The organism is Niabella beijingensis (genome assembly GCF_020034665.1).
GTDB classification, from domain to species: Bacteria; Bacteroidota; Bacteroidia; order Chitinophagales; family Chitinophagaceae; genus Niabella; species Niabella beijingensis.
In genome coordinates this window covers 2,454,523-2,478,864 of record NZ_JAIQDI010000002.1, presented here as the reverse complement: position 1 = coordinate 2,478,864, position 24,342 = coordinate 2,454,523, and the positions used below count along the sequence as shown (strand labels likewise).

Below are 24,342 nucleotides of genomic sequence, written 5' to 3'. Positions count from 1 at the left end.
AGAATCGATCGTTGATCCTGTTTATTTTTTTATAATGCTCAGATTTTTACTTTTTGCCGTGTTATTGATTCAGGGTGCTCCGGGCTTCAGCCAGGGTAACCTGTCTGTACAACGAAATTTTATAGTTCCGGTAATAAAGGAAAGATCTTACACCAGCCTTATAAAAGTAGCGGTTACCCCTGGCGAAGACGGGAATGCGTCGTTCCTGAAGCAGGTCGTTCTGGAAATCGGTGCGGCAACCCGGCTGGAAATGCTTGATTCCGTGAAGGTCTATTGCAATACGGATAGTAATTACCTGACTGCAGAAAAAGCACCGCATGCGGAACTGTTCGGCGTTGCTGCCGTTACCCGGGCCAAAAGACGTTCGATCCTTATAAATGGAAACTTCCGCATGGCAAAGGGGACCCATTATATCTGGGTAGGGCTTTCCTTAAAGCCGTCTGCAATAGTGGGCGATAAAATAGGACTACGTGTTTCCTCGGTTTTGATCAATAACAAAAAGTTGAAAGCTGCTTCCTCCCGGTTTGGTATGTTCCGGATAGCCGGTGCCCTTCGTCAGATGATGCAGGATAACGTACATACTTCCCGCATACCTGGTCTGGCTACAGCAAAGAACGGCGACCTGCTTGCCATATATGATGCCCGCTATCAGTCGAAGCGGGACTTACAGGGCGATATTGATATCGGGTTAAGCAGGAGTACGGACAAGGGCAATTCCTGGTTGCCCATGCAACGGGTACTGGATATGGGTGAATGGGGAGGACTGCCCCAGAAGTTCAACGGCGTCTCCGATCCCTGCATACTGGTTGATGAAAAGACCGGGACCGTATTTATAGCCGGCCTATGGATGCACGGAGTGCTGGATGAAAAGGGCCGGTGGATCGAAGGATTAAAAGACAGCAGCACGAACTGGAACCATCAATGGAGGGCGAGGGGGTCGCAGCCGGGCTTTGGTGTAAAGCAGACGGCTCAGTTCCTGTTGATAAAAAGCACTGATAATGGAAAGACCTGGTCGGACCCTGTCAATTTAACAAAGATGTGTAAAAAAGAAACCTGGTGGCTTTGGGCGCCGGCACCTGGGCGTGGCTTCACCATGAATGACGGGACACTTGTTTTTCCGACACAGGGAAGGGATGCTGCTGGAAAAGCATTCTCAACTATTACATATAGTAAAGACGGCGGCAATACCTGGGTTACGGGCAACCCGGCCTCAGGAAGCAGCACTACAGAATGTGCAGCAGTCCAGTTGTCCGACGGAGCGGTTATGCTGAACATGCGCACCAATGCCAATAAAGGCATAACGGGTGCGGGCAACGGGCGGGCAGTAGCCGTTACTCAGGATCTCGGAAACACCTGGACCACCCATAAAACATCCCGGAACGCCCTTCCGGAGCCGGTTTGCATGGCCAGTCTTTACAAACATACCTATCAGACAAAGAAGGGGGACAAAAAAAGTATGCTGCTGTTTGTAAATCCAAATTCCAAAACCAAACGCAATCATATAACATTAAAAGTAAGCGATGATGACGGGAATTCCTGGCCTCCTGAAAAATTTATAGAGCTGGATGAATTTAGCGGAAGCGGATATTCCTGTATCACTTCAGCAGACAATGAAACGATCGGCATCGTTTATGAAGGGAGTCAGGCGCAATTGGTGTTTGAAAAAATTAATATACGAGAAATCACAAAATAAAATGGAGATACAAAAAACAACCGGGCTGCTGGCAGCCACATTTAGTGCATTTGATGCCAATAAAGAATTGCAACTTGATTTAATACCCTTGATTGTTGAACGGTTAATAGCGGACGGAGTGAAAGGTGTTTTTGTAGGGGGCACTAACGGGGAAGGACTGAGCCTTACGCTGGAAGAGCGTATGGCCGTTACAGAAGCGTATATAAATGCGGCCGCAAAAAGGCTGAAGGTCTTTGTACATGTAGGACACAGCTCTATTAAGGAAGCGCAGAAGTTAGCGGCGCATGCGCAGCGAGTGGGCGCCGACGCAATATCGGCTGTAGCCGCTTTTTACTTTAAACCTTCATCTGTTGAAAATCTTGTGGACTGCATGGCGGAAATAGCTGCTGCTGCTCCCGAAACACCGTTCTATTATTATCATATGCCGGCGGCTACGGGCGTTTCGTTAAGTGTGATCGATTTCTTAAAAACAGGAGAGTCGAAAATACCCAACCTGGCCGGCGTAAAATATACAGCAACCACCCTGAATGAATACCAGCTTTGTCTGAAATACAAAGAAGAAAAGTTTGATGTACTATTCGGTTATGATGAATTGTTGCTGCCTGCACTAAGCATGGGAGCGAAGGGTGCCATCGGAAGCACTTATAGTTTTGCTGCGCCGATGTATACGAAGATTATGGATCTGTTCCGGCAGAAAAAGCTGGAAGCCGCTGCTGCGGCGCAGTATGAATGTTGCCAGATGATCCAGGCACTGGGCCGGTATGCTCCGATACCGACTCAGAAAGAAATATTAAAAATGACAGGACTGGATCTGGGAGGATGCCGGCTGCCGTTGACAGCACTTACCGGGGAACAATCGGGGGCGCTAAAGACCTATCTTGAAGAAATTTCTTTTTTTGATAACCTGGGTAATGCCCGGAAAAGAATACCGGGGGATACCTTGGTATCGTAAGTGTATTATGACAAGAATACTGATATGGACCTTTTTATTATTTCCTATGATTTTGACTGCTCAAAATACAAGTCTGTTTACCTATTGGGGAACGTTGGATAAGATTCCTGACACTGTAGGATTCGCCGGTTCTTTTGCAGGTGTTTCCAACCAGGCACTGATCGTGGCCGGAGGTGCAAATTTTCCCGGTAAGGGCGCTCCCTGGCTGGGCACTAAAAAGGTCTGGTATGATGATATATTTGTTTTAAAAGATCCGGCGGGGAAATGGGAACGTGCAGGCAGACTGCCCCAACCACTGGGATATGGGGTTTCCATATCCTCAAAAGAAGGACTGATCATCATTGGCGGCAGTAATGCGTCCGGTCATTTTTCGGATGTATACAACCTCAAATACAAGCAGGGCTCGGTAACTGTAGCGTCACTGCCGTCTTTACCTGTTACACTGGCAAACAGCTGCGGTACACTGGCCGGTGATTGTATCTATGTGTTGGGAGGGCTGGTGGGGCCTGATGACCCCGAAACAAAGCGTCTGTTCCTGTGCCTGGATCTTAAGGATCTTAAAAAAGGCTGGATAGAGCTTCCGGAACTGCCGGGCCCTTCGAGAATGCTGGCTGTAGCAGCAGCTGTTGATCAGACATTTTTTGTTTTCAGCGGTACCACGCTGGAGCAGGGTAAACGGAACTATTTGCGGGATGCATATTGTTATAACAAAACCGATGGCTGGAAGCGCCTGGAAGACATGCCTGCTGCTACTGTTGCCGCCCCTTCTCCTGCATACAGTGACCGCAATGGCATTTATGTTTTTGGCGGAGACGACGGAAGCCTTGCCGGGAGCGATCTGAGGGACCGGCATCCGGGATTTTCCAGGGATATCCTGCAGTTTAGTTTAAAAACGCAACAATGGGAGGTTATCGGAAAGATACCGGTGGCGATCCGCTCCGATGCAGTTGAAGCACCCAACGAAAGCAGATGGGCCCCGGTTACCACAACGCTTGCGGTCTGGAACAATGCACTTATTATCCCGGGCGGGGAAGTGCGGCCGGGAACGCGAACGCCCAATGTACTGACCGTAAAATTAAAGGCGCGGAAGCAGGATCGGGAGTAACGATAGATGCCCTGTTTTGAACTGCGGATTTTTGGGAGGCCATTTAATGAACTGTTTTGATCTGATGTAAAATATATTTTATGAGAAATTCTTTCTTTCTGTTGCTTTTTGTTTGTGCATGTGGTTTAAGATCAAATGCGCGGATTCAGCTGCCTGCTATCATTGGGAATGGAATGGTATTGCAGCAAAAGTCCCTGGTTCCGGTCTGGGGGAAAGCGAAGGCCAACTACATGATAAAGGTGCGGCCTTCCTGGGAGTCGCACACCTATTCCGTGCGCTCCGATAGCCGGGGCGCCTGGAAGGTACTGATCAAAACCCCGGAAGCAGGCGGACCTTACACGCTTACATTCACTGATGATGAGGAAATAACATTAAAAGATATCCTGGTGGGGGAAGTATGGTTATGCTCGGGACAATCCAATATGGAAATGCCGATGACGGGTTACTCCAATCAACCCATACTAAACTCCAATGATGCGATTGCTGCTGCCGGAAACAAATCACTGCGCCTCTTCCATGTTCCGCATGCGGTTTCGCTGACGCCGGAGTATGATTGTGCGGGAGAGTGGGAAACGGCTGCACCGGCTGCTGCTGCAGGCTTCAGCGCGGTGGGCTTCCAGTTTGGAAAAAGGCTGCAGGAAATATTGAATGTTCCCGTAGGGATCATTCAGTCGACCTGGGGCGGCACTCCTGTGGAAGCCTGGATGAACCGGGAAGGCGTTCAGCTTTTTGGAGGCAGAACAATAGCAATACCGGCCGGAGAGGAAAAGCCCGACCGTCTTAAACCTACCTGTCTGTATAACGGGATGATCAGCCCGGTACAGGGATTCGGGATAAAAGGATTTCTTTGGTATCAGGGGGAGGCGAATGTTTCACGGCCGTCGGAATATGCCGCACTTATGCAGCTGATGGTTGAAGGATGGCGGAAGTCATGGCAAAATGATAGTTTGTTCTTCTATTATGTACAGATCGCTCCCTGGAACTATGGTGCGCGGAAAGATTCGACACCTTATCTGAGAGAAGCGCAATACAACGCCCTGTCAAAGGTCCCCAAAAGCGGAATGGTGGTGAGCATGGATAAAGGCAGCGCCACAACGATTCATCCGCCCGATAAAACGACCATCAGCAACCGCCTGCTGTACTGGGCCTTGGGGGATGCTTACCAGGTAAAGGGGATCGCTTACCAGAGCCCTTATTTCGAAAAGATGCAAATCCGGAAGGATACTATAACGCTTGCATTTAAAAATGCAGCCAACGGATTTTATTCTTCCGGTACGGCTATTGCCGGTTTTGAAGTTGCGGGAAAGGATAAAAAGTTCTTTCCGGCTACGGCCCGGATCTTCAAAAAGGCGATCGAGGTCAGCAGCGGATCTGTAAAAGAACCACAGGCGGTACGCTATGCTTTTACCGATCTGGTGGAGGGCAATCTTTATAATACGGAAGGATTGCCGGTAGCGCCTTTCAGAACCGATAACTGGTAACGGACAGCGACTCATTTGCCATATAATACTATCAATTTATGAAGACCAGGAATATAAACCCGTGGGTAGTTGTTGGATTGCTTTGGTTTGTCGGTTTGCTGAATTATCTGGACCGCCAGATGCTGGCAACAATGCGTCCTGCAATGGAAATGGATATCGCTTCCCTGCAAAGTGCGGAAAATTTCGGGATACTGATGTCCGTTTTTCTGTGGATATACGGGATAATGAGCCCGGTATCCGGTGTGATCGCAGACCGGCTGAACAGGAAATGGTTAATTGTTATCAGTTTATTTATCTGGTCGGCCGTTACCTACGGAATGGGGTTTGCAGATACCTTTGAAGAGCTGAAGTGGCTGCGGGCCGTTATGGGTTTCAGCGAGGCGATTTATATTCCTGCTGCGCTGTCACTGATCGCCGACTATCATGGTTCAAAAACCCGGTCGCTGGCTGTAGGTATTCACATGACCGGTTTATATGTAGGGCAGGCACTGGGTGGCTTTGGTGCTACAATAGCGCAGGCCTATACCTGGCACAGTACTTTTCATCTGTTCGGGATCGTTGGCATTGTATATGCATTGATCCTGGCGTTTTTTCTGAAAGAAAAAAGAACGGTTGCCGTGCAGGAGCCCACAACAGGCAATGGCGGGTTTAAACCATTGGGTGGAATCGCCTGGCTGCTGGGCAATCTTTCTTTCTGGGTGGTACTGCTTTATTTTGCCATACCAAGTCTGCCCGGGTGGGCTACAAAGAACTGGCTGCCCACGTTGTTTTCAGAAAGCCTGAGCCTGGATATGTCCGTAGCAGGGCCCATCGCAACAATAACCATAGCCTTGTCTTCCTTTATAGGCGTTATTCTCGGGGGCATTGTTTCGGACAGATGGGTGCAGCGGAATATAAAAGCACGAGTTTATACGAGTGCCGCAGGTGTATTGCTGACGGTTCCCGCTGTAATTATTTTAGGATACGGGCATACGTCATTTGCATTGATTGCTGCAGGAGTTCTTTTCGGGATCGGCTTCGGTGTCTTTGATGCGAACAACATGCCCATTCTTTGCCAGTTCGTTCCTTCAAGATTCCGGGCCACCGGGTATGGACTGATGAATATGACCGGTGTATTTTTTGGAGCGTTTATCACCAGCTTTCTGGGAAAATCGAGCGATGCCGGTCATCTGGGAAGGGACTTTGCATTAATGGCGGGTGTTGTATTGTTTGTGGTGGTACTGCAGCTGCTGGTATTGAAACCCAGGCACCAGGAGTTGCCTTAGTTACCGGAAAAAGTGGATATTTTTTAAGGCGATAAAATTTGGAAAAACTGAAAAAGCGAAATATATTTGTAGAACATTACTACAAATTTGATTGCTGAAGAAACCGGAAAGATTGCTTTTTTTCATAAGAATGCAGTTGGGGGAATATCATCGGGGGCAGTGGATGATCCGGAGTTAAAACAGGGCGTTTGGTAGGTGTGCTACTGTTCCGGTGCGGAACCCGGGAAACCGGCAACAGCCAAGTGTTGCGGACCGGTTGCTCAAGATCCCGGAAAATTTAAAGGAATAAGAAACAGACAGGTAACGACTATTCAAAATTTTGTAGAACATTACTACAAATATGACTGAAAATAAATGACGATTGCTTATTCAGATAGAACGGCCTGTATCGGCTGGTTAAAGGGTTTATTATAAAAGCAAATGGTTGCATATGAAAATGTATAAAGAACTGCTTACGCTCTGGTGCAGCTGGTTCCTGTCGGGTCTGCTGCTGGTTTCGTGCACAAAGGAGCTGAACGAGTATTATAATCCAAAGAGCGCGCTTGATAAGAACATCATTGAGGTGTTGGAAGCGGACGGACGTTTTTCGTTGTTCGTAAGTATGATCGATAAAGTGAAGCTGCGGAAAACCCTGGGCAATTCAGCGATCTATACCTGTCTGGCTCCGGTAGACGAACAGGTACAACTGTATCTTTCAAAACTGGGGTACAACACTGTTGACCAGGTCCCCGAAGCCCTGCTGAGAAAATATGTGAACTATCATTTTATAAACGGGATGTATTATGAGTATGATATCAACAAGATCTATAATGCCGCTGCATCGCCGATCAGTAAAAGCCGCGCAGCGAATTTTACAACACGGACGGAGGGGAATACACCGGGCAAGCACATCCAGCTTTTTTCATCGTCCTTTTTTAACAGCCAGCTGAGTGATTATTTAAGCCTTTATCCCTCCGGTAAAGGGGAGGCTTCATTTGTTGCAGAAGGCGTGGTGATCTCCGAACCGGATATTGATGCCAGCAATGGGGTGATTCATGTGCTGGGCGCACCACTGGAAGTGACCCTGCGGGCAGATGAAGCACTGGCCGCAGACAGTGAAACAACGATCTTCAGCTCCTGGCTGGAAAAGCATGTGCAATACGTATTGGGAGAGAAGGATGAGTTTGGCTGGGTGGATACCACTTTGTATAAATCCTATTCTGTAGGCCGCAACCTGGCGGACGAGGCGACGGTGACCACATTGCTGGTGCCCACCAATGAAGCCATCCGAACATATTTTGAACCGTATATGGGGGCGATCGATAACACGCTCGACTCCATTCCCAAGCCCGTGATGTATTCACTGATCCGGGCTGCGATCGTTGATAATATCTGGTACCAGAGTGATCTTAAACGTATGAACCCGGATTGGCGGACACTGGCGGGATATACACGTATGACGGCCGATGTTCCTTCCCTGATCTCCGGATCGGTCCGCGCCAGCAACAGCGTTATCTATAAAGTAAATAAGCTATTGCTGTCTCCTGAAATGCATAGTGTGATGGGAGGGATCCTTTTAAAATATAAGAAGTTCAGCCAATGGTACTGGATGGTTTCCAATGCCGGCGTGAACGAAGGATTGTACGATATACTCTATTACCAGCACAGTCCCAAAACGATGCTGATACAGTCGGATGAAGTATGGGGTATTCCGCTGGCGGAAGACCTGAACCAGACAGATCTGGAATTAAAGAAGCAGCAATGTAAAGCGGGTATTTTTAATATTGATGTCCGCGCCGACGGAGGCTTTCGCCGGAGGTTTTATCCTACCGGCTATGGCTATGTGTATTATGAGAACGGCCGGTTTTATGATTATACCGGTCATTCCGTTGGGCTCTCGTCATCGGTGCCGGAATGGGAAGGTGCTAACGGAGCGATCTATCAGATCGACGGTTTTCTGAAACCGATCGACAAAATAAGTGATACGCTTACCGTTTACAGCGTAATGAAAAAACAACCGGACCTTTCCCTGTTTACCACGGCACTGGACCGTTCGGGTATCGCCTCACAACTGCAGCTGACGGGCTTTTTCAGCTATACGGTACTGGCGCCTACCAACCAGGCGATAACAACCGCCGGGATCGACGTAGCAGGAATGAGCACCGATGCGGCCCGGACGTTTGTACAGTCATATGTGATCCCCAACCGGTATGTATTTACAGACGGAGAATTTAACGGTCAGATCGCCGATAAGAATAATGCAATGCTGCAGATCAGCGGCGCCTGGCAAACATTTACTGTCAGGAACGGGGCCGGTAAAACGATCACACCTGCTGTTGCCAATATCCAGGGAAATAATGGGGTTATTCATAAAGTGAACAGTGTATTTTAAAAACTAAACGATTGCTACGGCTATGCTTGATAACTTTTTAAGAAAAGGGATACTGATCTTTATCGTGATGCTCTCCGGCTTTATTTCGAATGCCCAGGAAGAGGCCGTTATAAGAGGCATCGTGTATGATAAAAAAGGCAACCGGCCACTTACAGATGTATCTGTAATGCTGGTGAATGCCAATAATCTTGCCCTGAAGGGAAATAAGACCAATGAAGAAGGCAAGTTTGAGATCCGCAGTGCCCCCGGCGCAGCAAGGATCGCCTTTTCCAGTCTCGGATATGAAACGCAGGAATTTACACTTTCTGATAAATCCTTTTTTACCGTATACATGGCCGCCGACAGCGGTGCTATGGATGAGGTGCAGGTGGTGGCAACGGTACAGAAGAAAGCCGACCTGGGCTTTTTATCGATAGACCGGCGTGAACTGTCCAGCGCTATTGCTTCCGTGGATTTAAGTAATGCGGAGAAAAGCCCGGTCACCAGTGTGGATCAACTGTTGCAGGGTATGGCTCCCGGTATACAGGTGGTTTCAGCAAGCGGCGACCCCGGCGCTGCCGCCAGCATCCGGATACGGGGGATCTCCAGCATTTCGGGGATGAATGATCCGTTATGGATCGTTGATGGTGCGGAAATTATCGGCAATGATTATAAGGTGGCGAGTATCACGGATTTTGGATTCAGCCCTATTGGAGATCTGGATCCTTCAGATATCGCATCTATCGATATCCTCAAAGATGCCTCGGCAACCGCTTTATATGGTTCACGCGGAGCCAACGGAGTGATCGTCATTCAGACGAAAAGAGGCAAGAAGGGAAAACCAAAATTTCAATTCAATACCAAATATACCCTGACCGAGGTGCCTCGCACGATCCCGATGTTATCCGGCGACGAACAACGGATCTATTATCTGGAGAAGACAACCGGCGGTATCGATAACGGAACCACCCTGCCTGAACTAAGAGGCGATCTTACCAGGACGGATGCATGGATCTTTAATAACAATACAGACTGGGTAGATGCCATTACAAGAAAAGGTTTTTATCAGCAGTATAACAGCGCCCTGAGCGGCGGGGGAGACCGGCTTAATTATTATTGGGGGCTGGGGTATGCCAATCAATACGGAACTACCAAGGGCACCGGTTATGACCGCTTCAATACCCGGTTCAACCTGAACTATAATGTGTCCGACCGGTTAAAGATCACAGCAGATCTGAACTATACCAATTCCCTTACGGATAAACGGGGACAGGACCATCCCATTACTTCAACAGATATCAACCCGATGCTTTTTGCACGGCAGACCCCTGCATATTTCCCGATTTATTCCAAAAACGGGTTGAACTATTTTGTGGACCGGAATGTGGGCGTTTCATCGCATTCCCGCTATAACCCGCTGGCCATTATCGATTATTCTACTTATAATACCCGGGCAAACCGGTTCATGGCCTCTACCTCCGTGGATTTTAAGATCCTCAAAAACCTGGACTTCAGGAGTCAGGTCTCCACTGATTTCAGGGAGTCTGCCGATGAATATTTTTTGCCGGGATATGCTACGGACGCCATTCCGAATGAAGTGCTGTACAATGCAGGTATGCAGACGGAAGGATACCAGCTGATGATCAATAATAACAACCGCCTGACCTGGTCGGCGATCCGCAGCGGTGATCACCGCCTGACCTTTACGGGGGTGCTTACCTACAATCTGGACCGTGATAATTCGACAGCGCTGGAATATTATAACGGGGCCTCTCCCGAGTTGAAGTCCGCAGATGCCGCGGCCATCATCTCAAGTGCCACGGGTACCTACAGCACCCGTAAATACCTGGGGATGTTTGTTCAGGGGCACTATGCACTAAAAGACCGCTATTTCCTGACGGTTACCGGAAAGTCGGAAGGAGATTCGAGATACGGTGCCGACAACCCCTATTCGGTATTTCCTGCTATCGGGGCAGCATGGGATCTCGGCCGGGAATCGTTTTTGAAAAATGCCAAATGGGTAACGTTTATTAAACCGCGTTTCGCTTTCGGTGTTACCGGCAACCTGCCTAATATCGACAATCTTTATGATATTGCGTACGGTACCGGAACGGGATACCTGGGAGAGACGTATACCTATCCCTCAAAATTTGCAAGCGACAATATCCGGGAGGAACGCACTTCGGAATATAACCTGGGGCTGGACTGGAGCCTTTTTAAAGACCGGCTGACCGGGCAGCTCGATTTTTATTCGCGCACTACCAATAATCTTTTATTGCAGGAGCGGTTGTCTTCGACATTGGGTTACGCCTCGGAATACATCAACTTCGGAACGGTCCGCAACTCCGGATGGGAGCTGGGGATCACCGGCGTGATCCTGAAGGGGGGCGACAACAAGATCCGGTGGAAATCGTTCTTCAATATTGCAACCAACAAAAATAAATTGCTGAAACTTCCTGCATTGTTTGATGAAAATGCATTCAGCGTCAGCCAGTGGGGATTCACCTCCAAACTCCAGGAAGGGGATGTGATCGGTGGCTTCTACGGATACCGTGCGCTGGGAGTGTATTCCAGGGATGAGGATGCTGTCTTGCGCGATGCTGCGGGTCATGTGATCTATGAAGCGGACGGGATCACTCCAAAATACATGCGGTTTGGATCGGTGACGGGTATCCAGCTGAAAGGGGGGGACATGATCTATGAAGATGTGAATGGCGATGGCGTCATCAATGAACTGGACCGTGTGCAGATCGGCGATGCCAATCCCCTGTTCTTTGGCGGCTGGAACAACACTTTTAATTATAAGAACTGGATCCTTACGGTTAACCTGCAGTACCAGACGGGTAATGATATTATCAACGCCACGCGGTTGTCGATGGAGCGGATGCTGTATTCACACAACCAGTCAAGATCCATCCTGTCGCGGTGGAGAAGACAGGGCGACGTAACGGATATGCCACGTGCACAGCCGGATAATGAACACAACAGCGCGGCATCCACCCGCTGGGTGGAGGATGGTTCCTACCTGCGCCTGAAGACAGTATCACTGACCTACAACGCCGGTAAGCGGTTCATCCAGAAACTGGGTTTGGGCATTCAGCAACTGGGATTTTTTGTAACGGGTTATAACCTTTATACCTGGACACATTATAAAGGGCTCGATCCCGAAGTACCCATTACAGGAAGTGTGGCCTTGTTTGGTATTGATAACAGCGCCACTGCTCCCGCGCGGCAGTTCACCGTGGGATTAAATCTTTCTTTTTAAAATTTTGGCAGTCAATTGTACGATATGAATACAAAATTAAAATCAGGTTTACTGGCGGTGGTCCTCGCAATGACAGGCAGCTTTTTGTCCTGCAATAAGATCCTGGAAGTGGATCAGCCGGATAACCTGGTGCACAGTGAATTCTGGCAGAACCGCGACCAGGTCTATGCTTCGCTTGTCGGACTTTATACCTCCATTCAAAGTAACGCTTCCTCTTTTCATGTCTGGGGGGATATCCGGTCGGCCCTGTACAAGCCGGGATCGGGTGATGCATTTACGGCAGATCACCGGCAGTTCCTTTCACAGGATCTGTACCCGGATAACGGCTTGTTGTCCTGGTCCAGCGTTTACAAATCCATCGGCTGGATCAATACGTTTATAAAAAATGCCCCCCTGGCACTCAGTGCTGATCCTACTTTTAAAGAGCCGGAACTGAACAGCATGCTGGGAGAGGCGCATGCTTTAAGGGCATTGAATTATTTTTATCTGGTACGGGCGTTTAGGGAAGTACCGCTTATCAAAGAACCGTATGAATCGGACAACCAGCAGGTAAACACCGCCGCTACTTCTGAAAGCGAGGTACTGGATTTTATTGAATCGGATCTGGAAGCAGCGCTCAACCAGTGCCCGGATACATTTGACGACGCGGACAAAAAGTATGGACGCGTAACAAAAAATGCGGTAAGGGCTTTATGGGCCGATGTGAAACTCTGGAGAAATGATTACCAGGGCGTTTTGAATCTTTGCGCTCCGCTCGATCAGCAGTATGAATCCCTGCTGGTCGGACCCTTTGAATGGTATACCCTTTTCAATCCCGGCAATTCGCCCGAAAGCATCTTTGAATTGCAATACAAGCCTACAGGCCCGGCCTCGCCGTTGTACGGCTGGTTTGCCTATTATTCGGGTCCGGCAACTGCAGGTACGATGTACCTGGCGAACTCCGTGAACGTTCAGCTGGCAAACGAGGAAGTATTGTATCCTACAACATTGCCCGAATATACCAGCTCGGATACCATACGGTATAAGGATTTTTCCGCATACCGCAGGAGCAGTAATGTTTCCGGCAGTTTCGGATCGGGTTGGGAGGTGTATAAATTTTTGGGTCAGGAAGCGTATCAGCAGTCGTACCGCCCGCCGAACGACCGCCGCCTGGTCAATTATATTCTTTACAGGTACCGGGAAATACTTTTTATGAAAGCGGAAGCCTATGCCATGCTGAATCGGTATCCGGAAGCAGAGCAGATGCTCAACCTGATCCGCCAGCATTGTAATATTCCTTTGCTGTCGACCGGCGAATCGGGAGAGGGCGCCGAATTTTTCTCCCGGCTCTTAATGGAGCGGGAAGCAGAGCTCGGTTTTGAAGGAAAAGAATGGTTTGCGGCGGTCCGAATTGCAAGAAGGCCGGGATTCGCAGATGTATTGCTGACAAAATCTGCCACCAATAATTCAATGGGATATTCCTACCAGGTGATCAGGGCACGGCTGCTGAATCCGGAAAGCTGGTTTTTGCCGTACAATAAAACCGAAATAGAGAACAATCCCTCCCTGGTTCAAAAGGAATACTATAAAAACCGATAATGAAAATTATTAAACTTAAGGATATGCACAGGATTTCTGTTTTAATAGGCCTGCTGATCTGCTTGGCAGCATCCTATTCCTGCAACCGGGAGCTGTCCGGGGCACGGTACGATTCCGATGATGAGATCCAGATCATGGATTACATCGATAAGCGGGAAGACCTGAGTGTCTTCAAGGAACTGATCGACTATGTAGGCCAGAGGAACCTGCTAAAGACCGCAGGAGCCTACACGGTATTTGCACCCAACAATGCGGCTTTTAACGCGCTGTTTAAAAACCTGAGCGCGGAAGGCACACCGGTATCATCGGTACAGGACCGGAGCAAAGATTTTTGGCTGAGCTATTTCCGGTACCATTTATTGAACCAGAAGATCAATTCCAATGAATTTGAGTTTGGCCCGTTGCCGGCTCCCACCGTTTATCAGAACAAGTATCTTATTGCTGATATCAGTGATTCATATAATGCGGTCCGGCTGAACAATACAACAACAATTCTGGAAAGCAATATCGAACTGACCAACGGCTATATTGATATCGTCGATAATGTGCTGAAACCACCTTTCAGCAATGTATATGAAACATTAAAACAGAGCGGACAATATAATACGATGCTGGATATTTTTGATGAGACCGGTTATACCCGGTACCTGAAGGACAGCATCATCACGCTTTTTGTGGAATCGGATCAGGCGCTGGCCAAATCCAACTTTTCCAAAGAGGCCCTTCCCGATCTGGAGGAATGGGTGAAATATCATATTGTTCCGGATTCCGGCTATTTTCTGAACCTGATGGCCGGGAAGCGTTTTTATCCGCTGCTGGAACGGCAGGCATTAAGTTTTAATGTGGATCAGTTCGGCCGGTATTTTATCAACGAAGTATACCCTTTCAGTCAGAGCAAAACCTGGGGTATTGACCAGGTTTGCAATAATGGTATTTTTCACACACTGGATACCCTGCTTGAGATCGTGGATGCCGTACCGGCCACCATCCGGTTCAACCTGTATCCGCCCGGCAGTCCCTACGGGGCACAGAATATATTTACCGTGGCGCCTGCTACCATTACCCTCAATACCGGTACCCAAAGCTATCATCAGAATAAGGAGGGAAAGATTGTGGCATTCAATGCCACCCAGGTGGGGGATTATTTTTACATGACTGTGCCGGATGTGCCGGCCGGCAGGTACCGGATCCGGATGATCCACCGGGGAGGAGGTACCCGGGGTAAATACATTGTGATCTACAATAATACCGTCGTTCATGAGATGGTGAATATGGCCAAGGCTGATGGCGCGTTTGAGGAATGGAACTATCTTTCCTATAATAACTGCGGGGAAGTTACGGTTGCCGAAAGATCGGATGTGACGCTTTATTTTGCCTTTGCCGGGTTCGGCTCCAACTCCAGTCCTTCCTATTGCTGCGACCTGCTGTGTGATATGCTGGAACTGATTCCGATAAAATGATTAATTAAACATTGCTAATGAAAGAGAATTCGAACGATCTGAAACTTTTCAAATGGGCAGGCATCTTCATGCTTGTAGCGGGCTCGTGGAGTGCAAATGCCCAGGAGGCCCATCGTGATACTTCGAAGGTGACGGGAATTGATAAACTGGGGATCCTGGATTCGGTTCCGGTGGTAAAACTCCCTGAACAAAATGATGCGATCTCCTTTGCGGAATTATTATCCGGAAATGAGGGCATCCATGTTACGGAGTCCGGTTCCATCGGGGCTGCCCCGCAACTGATGATCAGGGGAATTAATACGGTCAATCTGAGTGCCGGTCCGCAGATATATATTGACGGACTGCCCGTTAAGTATAACAGGTCCCTGACTCCCTTTCTTTCGACATATGAGCCAACCCGGTTCGGATTTCTGAACATTCATGATATCCGGTCGGTGAGTGTATTAAAGGATGCTGCGGACCTCTCTGCCCTTGGCGGAAGAGGAGCGAACGGCGCCGTTTTTTTAGCAACGGACCGCGGTACATTCGGCGGAACCACGATCGATGTGACCGCCAATACCGGGTTTATGCGGGCCCGGTACGATATTGACCATATGGACGGAACACAGTTTAAAAATTACCTGCAGCATTACCTGACGGAGAACGGGGCCACGCCGGAAGAGGTGGCTGCCAACCCGGTCTTTAATCCTGCGCTGACGCAATACAACCAGCAAACGGATTGGATCAGGATGATCGACCGCCCGGCAAGGTATAATGATTATCACATTAAATTAAAGGGCGGGTCTGCAGATGCCAATTATATGTTCAGTATCGGGTACACCGGAAAAGATGAAACACTGGAAGGGGCTAATTTTAAACGCACGACCATGCGCTTTAACCTGGACTACCACCTGTCGCAGAAGTTTGAGATCAGCAATAACCTCAGCTATTCGAATACAGGATCCCGTTACCTGGAAGAGGGAACAGACTGGGGGATACATCCGTTATTTGTTGCCGCATCAAAGGCGCCCTTTTTAGGCAAAGAAGCGTACAACAGTGAAGATGTGCGCACCAACCTGCTGGCCGATGTTGACGTGCTGGGCAAAAGTAACCCCTGGGCACTTGTGGATTGTATGAAGAATAAGAATGAAGAGAACCGGGTAGATGGGGTCATTGCAGCGAAATGGCATATCGACAAGACACTGGTGCTGAATTCGTCGTTATCGGTAGGGTATTATAATATGAAAGAAAGCCAGTACCGGCCTGCGCTGGGTATTGTAGCGGATGAATACCGGATCCGGCAGAACTCCAACCGGAACTCCAGTGAGTTTACGCTGATCTGGAATTCTTTCCTGAATAAATCCGGGCGATGGGCGCCGGCCATTCAATACAATGGTCAGCTGGGCGCCTGGGTAGAGACCTATGAAGATAAGGCGCTTTTTGGCCGAAAGGTGAACGCCGGAACGGATGATTATGAAACCCTGAAACAGGGGGTCGTGGACAGTGCTTCAAATGTCCGCTTCCGTTCCAATCTCAGCCGGTTTTACTTTTCCGGAAATGTAGATCTGTGGAACTGGTTGTATGTTGCCGCGAATGTGTCCGCTGAAGGTTCCTCCAATTTCGGGGCCGGAGGCCGGTGGGGGCTCTATGGCGGCGGCAAATTGCTGCTGGATCTGCTGGACCGTTCCGGACCTCATAATATCGCGCTGCGCGCAGGATTCGGAAGAACGGGGAATTATGATGTGCGGGGTTATTATCAGGATAATTTATATTACTCCGTCAGCTATTTCGGATATGGCGGTGTTTACCTTGGTAATGTTGGCAATGAAAATATACGGCCGGAAGTTACGGACGCCGTTGACGCCGGAATCCGGTTCAGCCTTTTTAAGAAGCGGCTTGAAGTTGATGCGGGCTACTACCAACGGGTGACCGATAACCTGATCACCTACCGCAACTATCCCGTGGAGCTGGGAATGGACCCCCAGTTTGAAAACAGCGGAAAGATCGCTTCAAAAGGAATCGAATTATCGCTGAATGCAAAGGTGATCGATGGAAGCAAGTTTTCCTGGGTAGTTTATGGAAATGCTTCCACGCTGAACAATAAGGTAAAGAAACTCTATAACGGGGATATCATACGAACACTGGGAAATGTGAGCGGCATTGCCCGGGAATCGGAAAGCATCGGCTCGTTTTACGGATACCGTATCAAAGGCGTATTCCGGTCGGCTGCAGAGGTGAACCTGAAAAAATCCGACGGAACCGATTACAAGCCGGGTGACTATATTATAGAAGACATCAACGGGGATGGTAAGATCAACGCAAACGACCGGCAGGTTATCGGCAGTCCGTTGCCGGATCTCTTTGGTGGTTTCGGGTCTTACTGGAGTTATAAACGATTATCGCTCGAAGCAAGATTTACGTTCTCTTATGGTCAGGATATCTATAACAGCTTTAACCAGCAAATGCATTTAATGAGCGATTATTCCAATCAGTCCACCGCTGTTGCAGGTCGCTGGCAATCTGAGTCAGCACCGGGCGATGGGAAACTGAGCAGGGCTGCCTATGGTGATCCGTCTTTTAACGGAGTGGCTTCTGACCTGTGGGTGGAGAACGGAAGCTATACGCGGCTGAAACTGCTGACATTGAGCTATGATGTGCCGCTGAAAAAGAATGCTTCATTTATAAAAGGGCTGAAAGTAAATATAACCGGGGAGAACCTGTTCACGTTCACCTCGTACAGCGGGCTGGATCCGGAAGTGGTAGCTGCTTCGGATGTGTTGTTGCGCGGGATCGATTTTGGTGCATCCCCGCTTCCGAGGTCCCTGATTGTTGGCGTTAAAATTTCTCTTTAAGTGCAAAAACAATTATTATGTATCAGGAACAAATAAGTGCATACAGCAGCAGATCAGCCGGAAAAATGAATGGCATGGCTTGCTTCGGGTATCTCTGTTTTTTTATAAGCATCCTCCTGGGGGGCTGTAAGAGCTTTTACGACCTGGATCCCTATTCGGTAATTAAGGAGGAAGACTTTAATAAGAACCGGGAAGATCTGAATGCCAGTGCTATCGGAATGTATGAGCCCTTAACAAAAGAGGTACACAAATTTTTGTTGTGGGGAGATGCGCGGGCAGATATGGTTACTGCCGGACAGGCAGAGCCGGATCCTTATATCAATGAATTTGTTGCCAATACGATCAGTAAAGAGAACCCGTATACCAGTTATGCCGGTATTTACAGAACCATTGCGCGCTGCAACCGGCAGCTGGAAAAAGTGTATACCGTAGCAAAACTTGATGACAAGATAATGGACCGCGATGCCGGCGCATTTTATGCAGAGGCGCTTTTGCTGCGGGCTTATTGTTATTATATACTGGTAAGAAACTTTGAACAGTTCCCGCTGATCCTGTCCGATCAGGCGGAGAAGATAAAGTATGTGAACGAATCGGGTGATACGGTTATCCGCAAAACGCAGTCGTTACCGGCAGACCAGATCCGGGATACGTATTATTATCCCAAAAACCGCGATGAGGTATGGAACATGATTTATAACGATGCACTGACCGTGCTGGGAATATTGCCGCTGAACTATCAATGGAACCGGAACTCGCTTCCGGCCCAGGAGCGCTATGGCAGGGTATCACAGGTAATGGCGGCCACCTTTGCCGCAGAGCTGGCTTTATGGCTGGGTAAATACCAGGCGGCTTCTGCTTTTGCCAATTCACCGGTAAGGAATTCCAATCATACGCTTGGCACCTCGGGAACCTGGATCAATCAGTTCACCGGCTCTTATGCCTCCCTGCACTCGCTGTTCCTGCTGGGGTATAAGTACAGCAACAGTTTTGAGACGAACCGGTTACAGGAGTTCACCTCCTCGGTTGCCCGGGACGGCGGCAGGTATTATTTAAAACCCTCCCCGGTGATCCGGGATATCTTCTCTTATGAAGGCGGCGATATCCGGACGGATTTTAGTTATAAAGTGATCAACGGGGATACGGTGATCTGGAAATATATCGGGCTGGATAATGTGATCAGTATGCGCCCCGGTTATCAAAGCGATGCCAGCTGGCCTTTTTACCGGAGCGCAGACGCTTTTCTCATTAAGGCGCTGGCCGATCTGATGCTGGAAGATTATGCTACAGCATTCAATTTTGTGAACATGCTGCGGGTAGCCCGGGGGCTGGAGGAGCTGGATCCCGCGCAGACCGACTACCGGAATAAGGAATACATGCTCGACCTGATCTTTAAGGAAAAAGCGCGGGAGTCTGCTTTTGAAGGGAAACGCTGGTACGACCTCATGCTCTGGTCCCGGCTGTCGGGAAAAAATCAACTGGCCGGCGCGGTCGCTTCCAAGTACCCTTCTCCCAAACGTGAGGAAATAGCAACACAGCTTCAGAACGAGGAACACTGGTATATGCCCATCGATCCGCTGCTGTGGAATTAATATAAAGATTTTATGAGAAGCTTTCCGGTAAGGAAGCACTCTGATTGCATAAATAATGATATATGAAAAAGATTGTCAAGTTAGCAGCGCTGTCGTTAACGCTTTTTGGTTTTGTTTTTACAACCGGCTGTTACAAAGAGCAGCATTTTGACTTTCCCGGTCCGTTTGAAGATACTTCATTTGTGAATATTGTGGATTCGCTGCCCTTCCCGTTTGATAAAGACCGGCAGGCCGGCGTATGGCTGATGAAAGATAATGTGCCGGATTTTGGGAAGATCTTGTTCAAAGGCTACACCGATTACAAGGCCATGCACGATACGGTTTCCTGGGTACCTGAGGCAACCGGTATGCGATTGATCCCGCATCGGAATTATTACCCGCTTTCGGATGCGGATCATTTGGGCGGGGACCCCAACAGTTATAAATACAACTGGGCCTATTCCAAATATTTTGTACCGGTAGGGGCCGGAAAAAGCTTCTATATGTATGCCAAAGTTACGTTCGGTACCTTCAGCGGAACCGCCGCAGGGCTGGTGCTGGGTGCCAGCTGGGGTACCGGCGGGGTATTCGTTTTCGGGATGGACGGGAACAGCAGTGTTGCGCCCATGTTCTTTGTAGACTTATACGGTACACTTGGCGCAACCGTAAGCCCGGACCAGGGATGGCCTACTGCCAATGAAGTGATCATACCGGGTGTGCCGGCAGAGATCGAAGTGGTGATCCACGATAACCTTTTTTATATAAAAGTGAACGGAACACTTTGCTTTCTGTTTAAGATCTCAAGAGAAAACCTGTATTATTTTACGCCGCAGATCAGGCCCTGGCGGAATTTTGTAACAGTGCATGATTTTTATGTGGAGAGTTCCGATATGTACACTGTTGATTATGCCCTTCACGAGCACCAGCAGGGTTATGACCGGATACAGGCGCCCGCCCTGGCAAAAGCAGCGAACGGGGATCTGCTGCTTTTTGCAGAAGGACGTTCCGACCCCGCCTCCGCTTATGAGCGGGTGGCACAGAATACCATGCCGGTGGGCAATACGGATATTATTATGAGCAGGTCCACATCGGGTGGCCAGACATGGGAGCAGCAGCTGTCGGTTATAGCCGGTGAAGGTAGTGGTGATACCTATGGCTTCCCGCAGGTGGTAAGTACCTCCGGTGGTAAGATCATTTTGCACTACAGTAAGCTGACCCCGAATTTGCTGAACGGGAATTTTAGTTATCCGGCAGAGCAGCTCCTGTACCAGACGGTGTCTACAGATAATGGTCAGTCGTGGTCGCAGCCGGTAAACATTACCGAATCATTGAAAGATATCAACAGAGGGTATCTGAAAAGCAGCCCGGGGCATGGGATCGAATTGAGATCGGCGGCCTATAAAAACAGGTTGGTAATGCCGTTGATTTATGGAGGTACCTCCATAAAACTGGGATTGTCGGATGATCAGGGCGCCAGCTGGCGGACCAGCCAGCCCGTGGGCGGATCCAATATTACCGCCGGTGCTGTCGTTGAACTTTCCGATTCCAGGTTAATGCTGATCCTGTCGCATGGCAATGCCTCTCCGCAAAGCAAACTGGTTGCTTACAGCAGTGATGGCGGCGAAACCTGGACCAGCCCTGTTCCGATCGCGACAGGTGCGGCAACCTTAAGTTATGGGCACATGTACAGCGGGGCCGCCGTCAGCAACCCGCAGGGTACGGTTTACTTTGCAAATGCGACCGGAAGACAAAAGGATCCTGAAACATTTAATGGTCCGAATTTTGGCATAACGCCGGTGCTTTTTGAAAGTACAGATAATGGGGCTTCTTTTACCTCAACCGGTCCTTTATTTACCAAGATCGCTTACCGCGGTTACAGCGATCCGATCGGGAGTATGGATGCTGTTTTCACAAATGACGGAAAGCTGGTGATCGTAGGTGAAGGAGGTGTGGAAAGTTCACAGGAAGGTATTGTTGTATACCGGAGGTAACCGGTCAGTGATCTAAAAGTATTGAAGAGAATGGGATCCCTCCGCATAAAAATACGCACTTTGAATCTCCGGCTGGCCGGCAATGGTTTACTGGTGCTGGTGCTGCTCTGCAGTATACGGGCCCGGGCGGGCAAACAGCACCCGGCTAAAGACCGGAACCTGCCGGCGTACACGAAACCCATCCGGATCTTTTCTGCAGACAAGGAGGGCTATAATTCTTACCGGATCCCCTGTATGGCCCGCGCAAAGAACGGGAACCTGATCGCTTTTGCAGAAGGCAGGAAATATTCGGTACTGGATTATGGAGATATCGACCTGGTTTATAAAATTTCTCATGACAACGGACAATCCTGGTCAAAGCTGAAAGTAGTGATTTCGGATGGCGAAGGTACCTGGGGGAACCCGGCTGCTGTAACCGATGAGCAGACCGGGCGGATCTGGCTGTTTCTTTCCTGGAATGACGAACGTCATAGCCAGCATGGTGGCCGTTTTAACGGGATGGAATTTATGCCGGTCAATACCTGGGGGCAACGAAGGCTTTTTGTGACCTGCAGTGATGATAACGGAATTACCTGGACCCGCCCGGTTGATTATACCGGAACATTGGTGCCACCGGATTATACCTGGGATGCCGTAGGCCCCGGCATTGGTATCCAGATCGTACAGGGAAAATACAAAGGTCGGCTGATCATACCTGCCGGCAGAAGAAATATTTACAGCGACGATCATGGCACTACCTGGAAGTACCGGCGCATACCCCCGGGTACTTTTGAAGGAACGGTTACGGAACTCTCCAACGGCCAGCTGATGCGCAACGACAGGGGAGTAGGTGCCCGCTGGTCCGGAAGTCATACACGTTTTATTTCCAGGGGAACCCTTGAACAAGGGTTTGCTGCATTTGCGGATGATCCGGATCTGCCGGATCCACGCTGCCAGGCGGCTGTGCTGCGCTATGCGTTTTCACCGAACCTGTTGCTGTTCCTGAACCCTGCACAACATGAGAAGGACGGGACGGCAAACAGATGCCTGATGACAGTCCGGCTAAGTGAGGACGACGGCGATTCCTGGAAATATGCCCGGCTGCTCTATCCGGAAGTGAACGTGGATAGTTTGTGCAACGGGTATGGTGGCTACTCCAGTATGATAAGAACAGCGGATGGATTCATCGGAGCATTGACGGAGTTCAACCATAATGTAAAAAAAGTGCCGGTGGCAGATAAACGTTTCTCCATCGACTTTCACCGGTTTAACCTCGAATGGGTAAGGACCGGAAAAGATCAGCCCTGGCACACAGCCATCAGGCGAAATACAAAAAACAAAGGAACATATTTATGAAACCGGGTTCTTTATACACCTTATTACTGGCATTGATCCTTATGATCAGCAAGGCGGCCCTCTCACAGACCGGCACTCCGCCAAATGTACTCTTTATTGCGGTAGATGATCTGCGGCCTGATCTGGGTTGTTACGGCAACCGGAAGGTGATCACGCCTAATATGGACCGCCTGGCCGGCAAGGGCCTGGTGTTTAATCGTGCTTATTGCCAGCAGGCCGTATGTAATCCTTCACGGGCCTCTGTTTTAACAGGCCTCCGGCCAGATGAAACCGGCGTCACAGATCTGATCACGCATTTCCGGCAAAAGAACCCCGATGTGGTCACATTACCCCAGGCATTTAAACAGGCGGGATATACCGCGGTAGGAATCGGAAAGATATTTCATGGTTCCAGAAATACCCAGGATGAGGCCTCCTGGTCGCGGCCATCGCTGGAAAATCTTTCCGTACGGAGTGATGAATATTTTCTCCCTCCGAATAAAAAGAAAGGGAAGGCCGGGGCTTCCGAGTTTACAGAAGGGGAGGATAATAAATATCCCGATGGTAAAATAACAGATGCGGTGATCAGCGCATTAAGGGAGTTTAAAAGCTCCGGTGAAAAATTTTTCCTGGCAGCGGGCTTTAAGAAGCCGCACCTTCCGTTCTGTGCGCCCCAAAAATACCTCGACCTGTATGCGCAGACCGATTTTTCAGCAATAGCTCACAGACAAAAACCCGGAGGGGCACCGGACATTGCCTTTCATCAATGGCAGGAATTAAGAGGTTATTCGGACATTCCCGATGCCGGCCCCCTGGATGGTGCGACGGAAGCTACATTGAGACGGGCTTATTATGCCTGCATCAGCTATGTAGATGCACAGATCGGAAAGATCCTGGATGAGCTGGACCGGCTGGGGCTCCGGCAACAGACGATCATTGTACTTTGGGGAGATCACGGCTACCACCTGGGGGAACAGGAACTGTGGTGCAAATCCACCAATTTTGAACTGGATGACCGGATCCCAATGATTATTTCGGCTCCGCCTGTTAATGCGAAAGGCGCCGTTACCAATGCAATCGTAGAAGCGGTGGACCTGTATCCCACGCTGACGGATCTGTGCGGTATCCGGCCTTCCCCTACTTTGAGCGGAAAAAGCCTGGTACCTTTATTAAAAGATCCGGAACGGAAATGGAACCAAAAGGCCTACAGCCAGTTTTGCAGACCTTATAAAGCGATCGGCTCCGGCCATCCCACACATATGGGATATACGGTGCGGGATGAAGACTGGCGGTACACTGTCTGGTACCGTTTAAAAGATGATGTCATCGAATCCAGGGAGCTTTATGATATGCAGAAGGATCCCGTCGAAACGATCAATCTTGCCGGGCAGGCAGGCTACAAAAAGGTGGAAGATAAATTAGGACGGTTGCTTGAATCATACAGGAACAAAAATAATAAACAGGTTCTGAATAACTAATAGTAAAACTC

General features: G+C 49.1%; 14 protein-coding genes. All 14 read left to right on the top strand.

What is annotated here, in order from left to right:
* The first annotated feature begins 34 nt into the window (after window positions 1-34).
* The 14 genes from K7B07_RS26375 to K7B07_RS26310 all read left to right on the top strand — a co-directional run bounded on the left by K7B07_RS26375 (window position 35) and on the right by K7B07_RS26310 (window position 24,331).
* Complete coding sequence (locus K7B07_RS26375; RefSeq protein WP_223713545.1) at window positions 35-1,693, top strand: sialidase family protein; 1,659 nt, start codon at window positions 35-37, stop codon at window positions 1,691-1,693.
* 1 nt (window position 1,694) lies between these two features.
* Window positions 1,695-2,645 carry a dihydrodipicolinate synthase family protein gene (locus K7B07_RS26370; RefSeq protein WP_223713544.1) on the top strand — a complete coding sequence of 317 codons (951 nt, stop codon included), beginning with the start codon at window positions 1,695-1,697 and terminating at the stop codon, window positions 2,643-2,645.
* A gap of 46 nt (window positions 2,646-2,691) precedes the next feature.
* A complete protein-coding gene (locus tag K7B07_RS26365) occupies window positions 2,692-3,750 on the top strand; it encodes a galactose oxidase (RefSeq protein ID WP_223713543.1) in 1,059 nt (352 codons plus the stop codon).
* Window positions 3,751-3,830: 80 nt separating this feature from the next.
* The gene (locus tag K7B07_RS26360; RefSeq protein WP_223713542.1) at window positions 3,831-5,231 is read left to right on the top strand and encodes a sialate O-acetylesterase; all 1,401 of its coding nucleotides are present in this window, start codon (window positions 3,831-3,833) and stop codon (window positions 5,229-5,231) included.
* A gap of 38 nt (window positions 5,232-5,269) precedes the next feature.
* The gene (locus K7B07_RS26355; RefSeq protein ID WP_223713541.1) at window positions 5,270-6,496 is read left to right on the top strand and encodes an MFS transporter; all 1,227 of its coding nucleotides are present in this window, start codon (window positions 5,270-5,272) and stop codon (window positions 6,494-6,496) included.
* Window positions 6,497-6,926: 430 nt separating this feature from the next.
* Window positions 6,927-8,867, top strand: coding sequence for a fasciclin domain-containing protein (locus tag K7B07_RS26350; protein ID WP_223713540.1), 1,941 nt, complete (start codon window positions 6,927-6,929; stop codon window positions 8,865-8,867).
* Window positions 8,868-8,889: 22 nt separating this feature from the next.
* Window positions 8,890-12,111 (top strand): SusC/RagA family TonB-linked outer membrane protein, encoded by a 3,222-nt coding sequence (locus tag K7B07_RS26345; RefSeq protein WP_223713539.1) that lies wholly within the window; start codon window positions 8,890-8,892, stop codon window positions 12,109-12,111.
* Window positions 12,112-12,135: 24 nt separating this feature from the next.
* Window positions 12,136-13,689, top strand: a complete 1,554-nt coding sequence (locus K7B07_RS26340; protein ID WP_223713538.1) for a RagB/SusD family nutrient uptake outer membrane protein — start codon at window positions 12,136-12,138, stop codon at window positions 13,687-13,689.
* Window positions 13,689-15,149 carry a fasciclin domain-containing protein gene (locus tag K7B07_RS26335; RefSeq protein ID WP_223713537.1) on the top strand — a complete coding sequence of 487 codons (1,461 nt, stop codon included), beginning with the start codon at window positions 13,689-13,691 and terminating at the stop codon, window positions 15,147-15,149. Before K7B07_RS26340 ends, K7B07_RS26335 begins: the two co-directional genes overlap by 1 nt.
* A gap of 17 nt (window positions 15,150-15,166) precedes the next feature.
* A complete protein-coding gene (locus K7B07_RS26330; RefSeq protein WP_223713536.1) occupies window positions 15,167-17,980 on the top strand; it encodes a SusC/RagA family TonB-linked outer membrane protein in 2,814 nt (937 codons plus the stop codon).
* A gap of 17 nt (window positions 17,981-17,997) precedes the next feature.
* Window positions 17,998-19,569, top strand: a complete 1,572-nt coding sequence (locus K7B07_RS26325; RefSeq protein ID WP_223713535.1) for a RagB/SusD family nutrient uptake outer membrane protein — start codon at window positions 17,998-18,000, stop codon at window positions 19,567-19,569.
* 62 nt (window positions 19,570-19,631) lie between these two features.
* On the top strand, window positions 19,632-21,539 hold the full coding sequence (locus K7B07_RS26320) for an exo-alpha-sialidase (RefSeq protein ID WP_223713534.1): 1,908 nt from the start codon (window positions 19,632-19,634) through the stop codon (window positions 21,537-21,539).
* A gap of 60 nt (window positions 21,540-21,599) precedes the next feature.
* On the top strand, window positions 21,600-22,874 hold the full coding sequence (locus tag K7B07_RS26315) for a sialidase family protein (protein ID WP_223713533.1): 1,275 nt from the start codon (window positions 21,600-21,602) through the stop codon (window positions 22,872-22,874).
* Window positions 22,871-24,331: a sulfatase gene (locus K7B07_RS26310; RefSeq protein WP_223713532.1), complete on the top strand. Its 1,461-nt coding sequence runs from the start codon at window positions 22,871-22,873 to the stop codon at window positions 24,329-24,331. Before K7B07_RS26315 ends, K7B07_RS26310 begins: the two co-directional genes overlap by 4 nt.
* The last annotated feature ends 11 nt before the right edge of the window (window positions 24,332-24,342 follow it).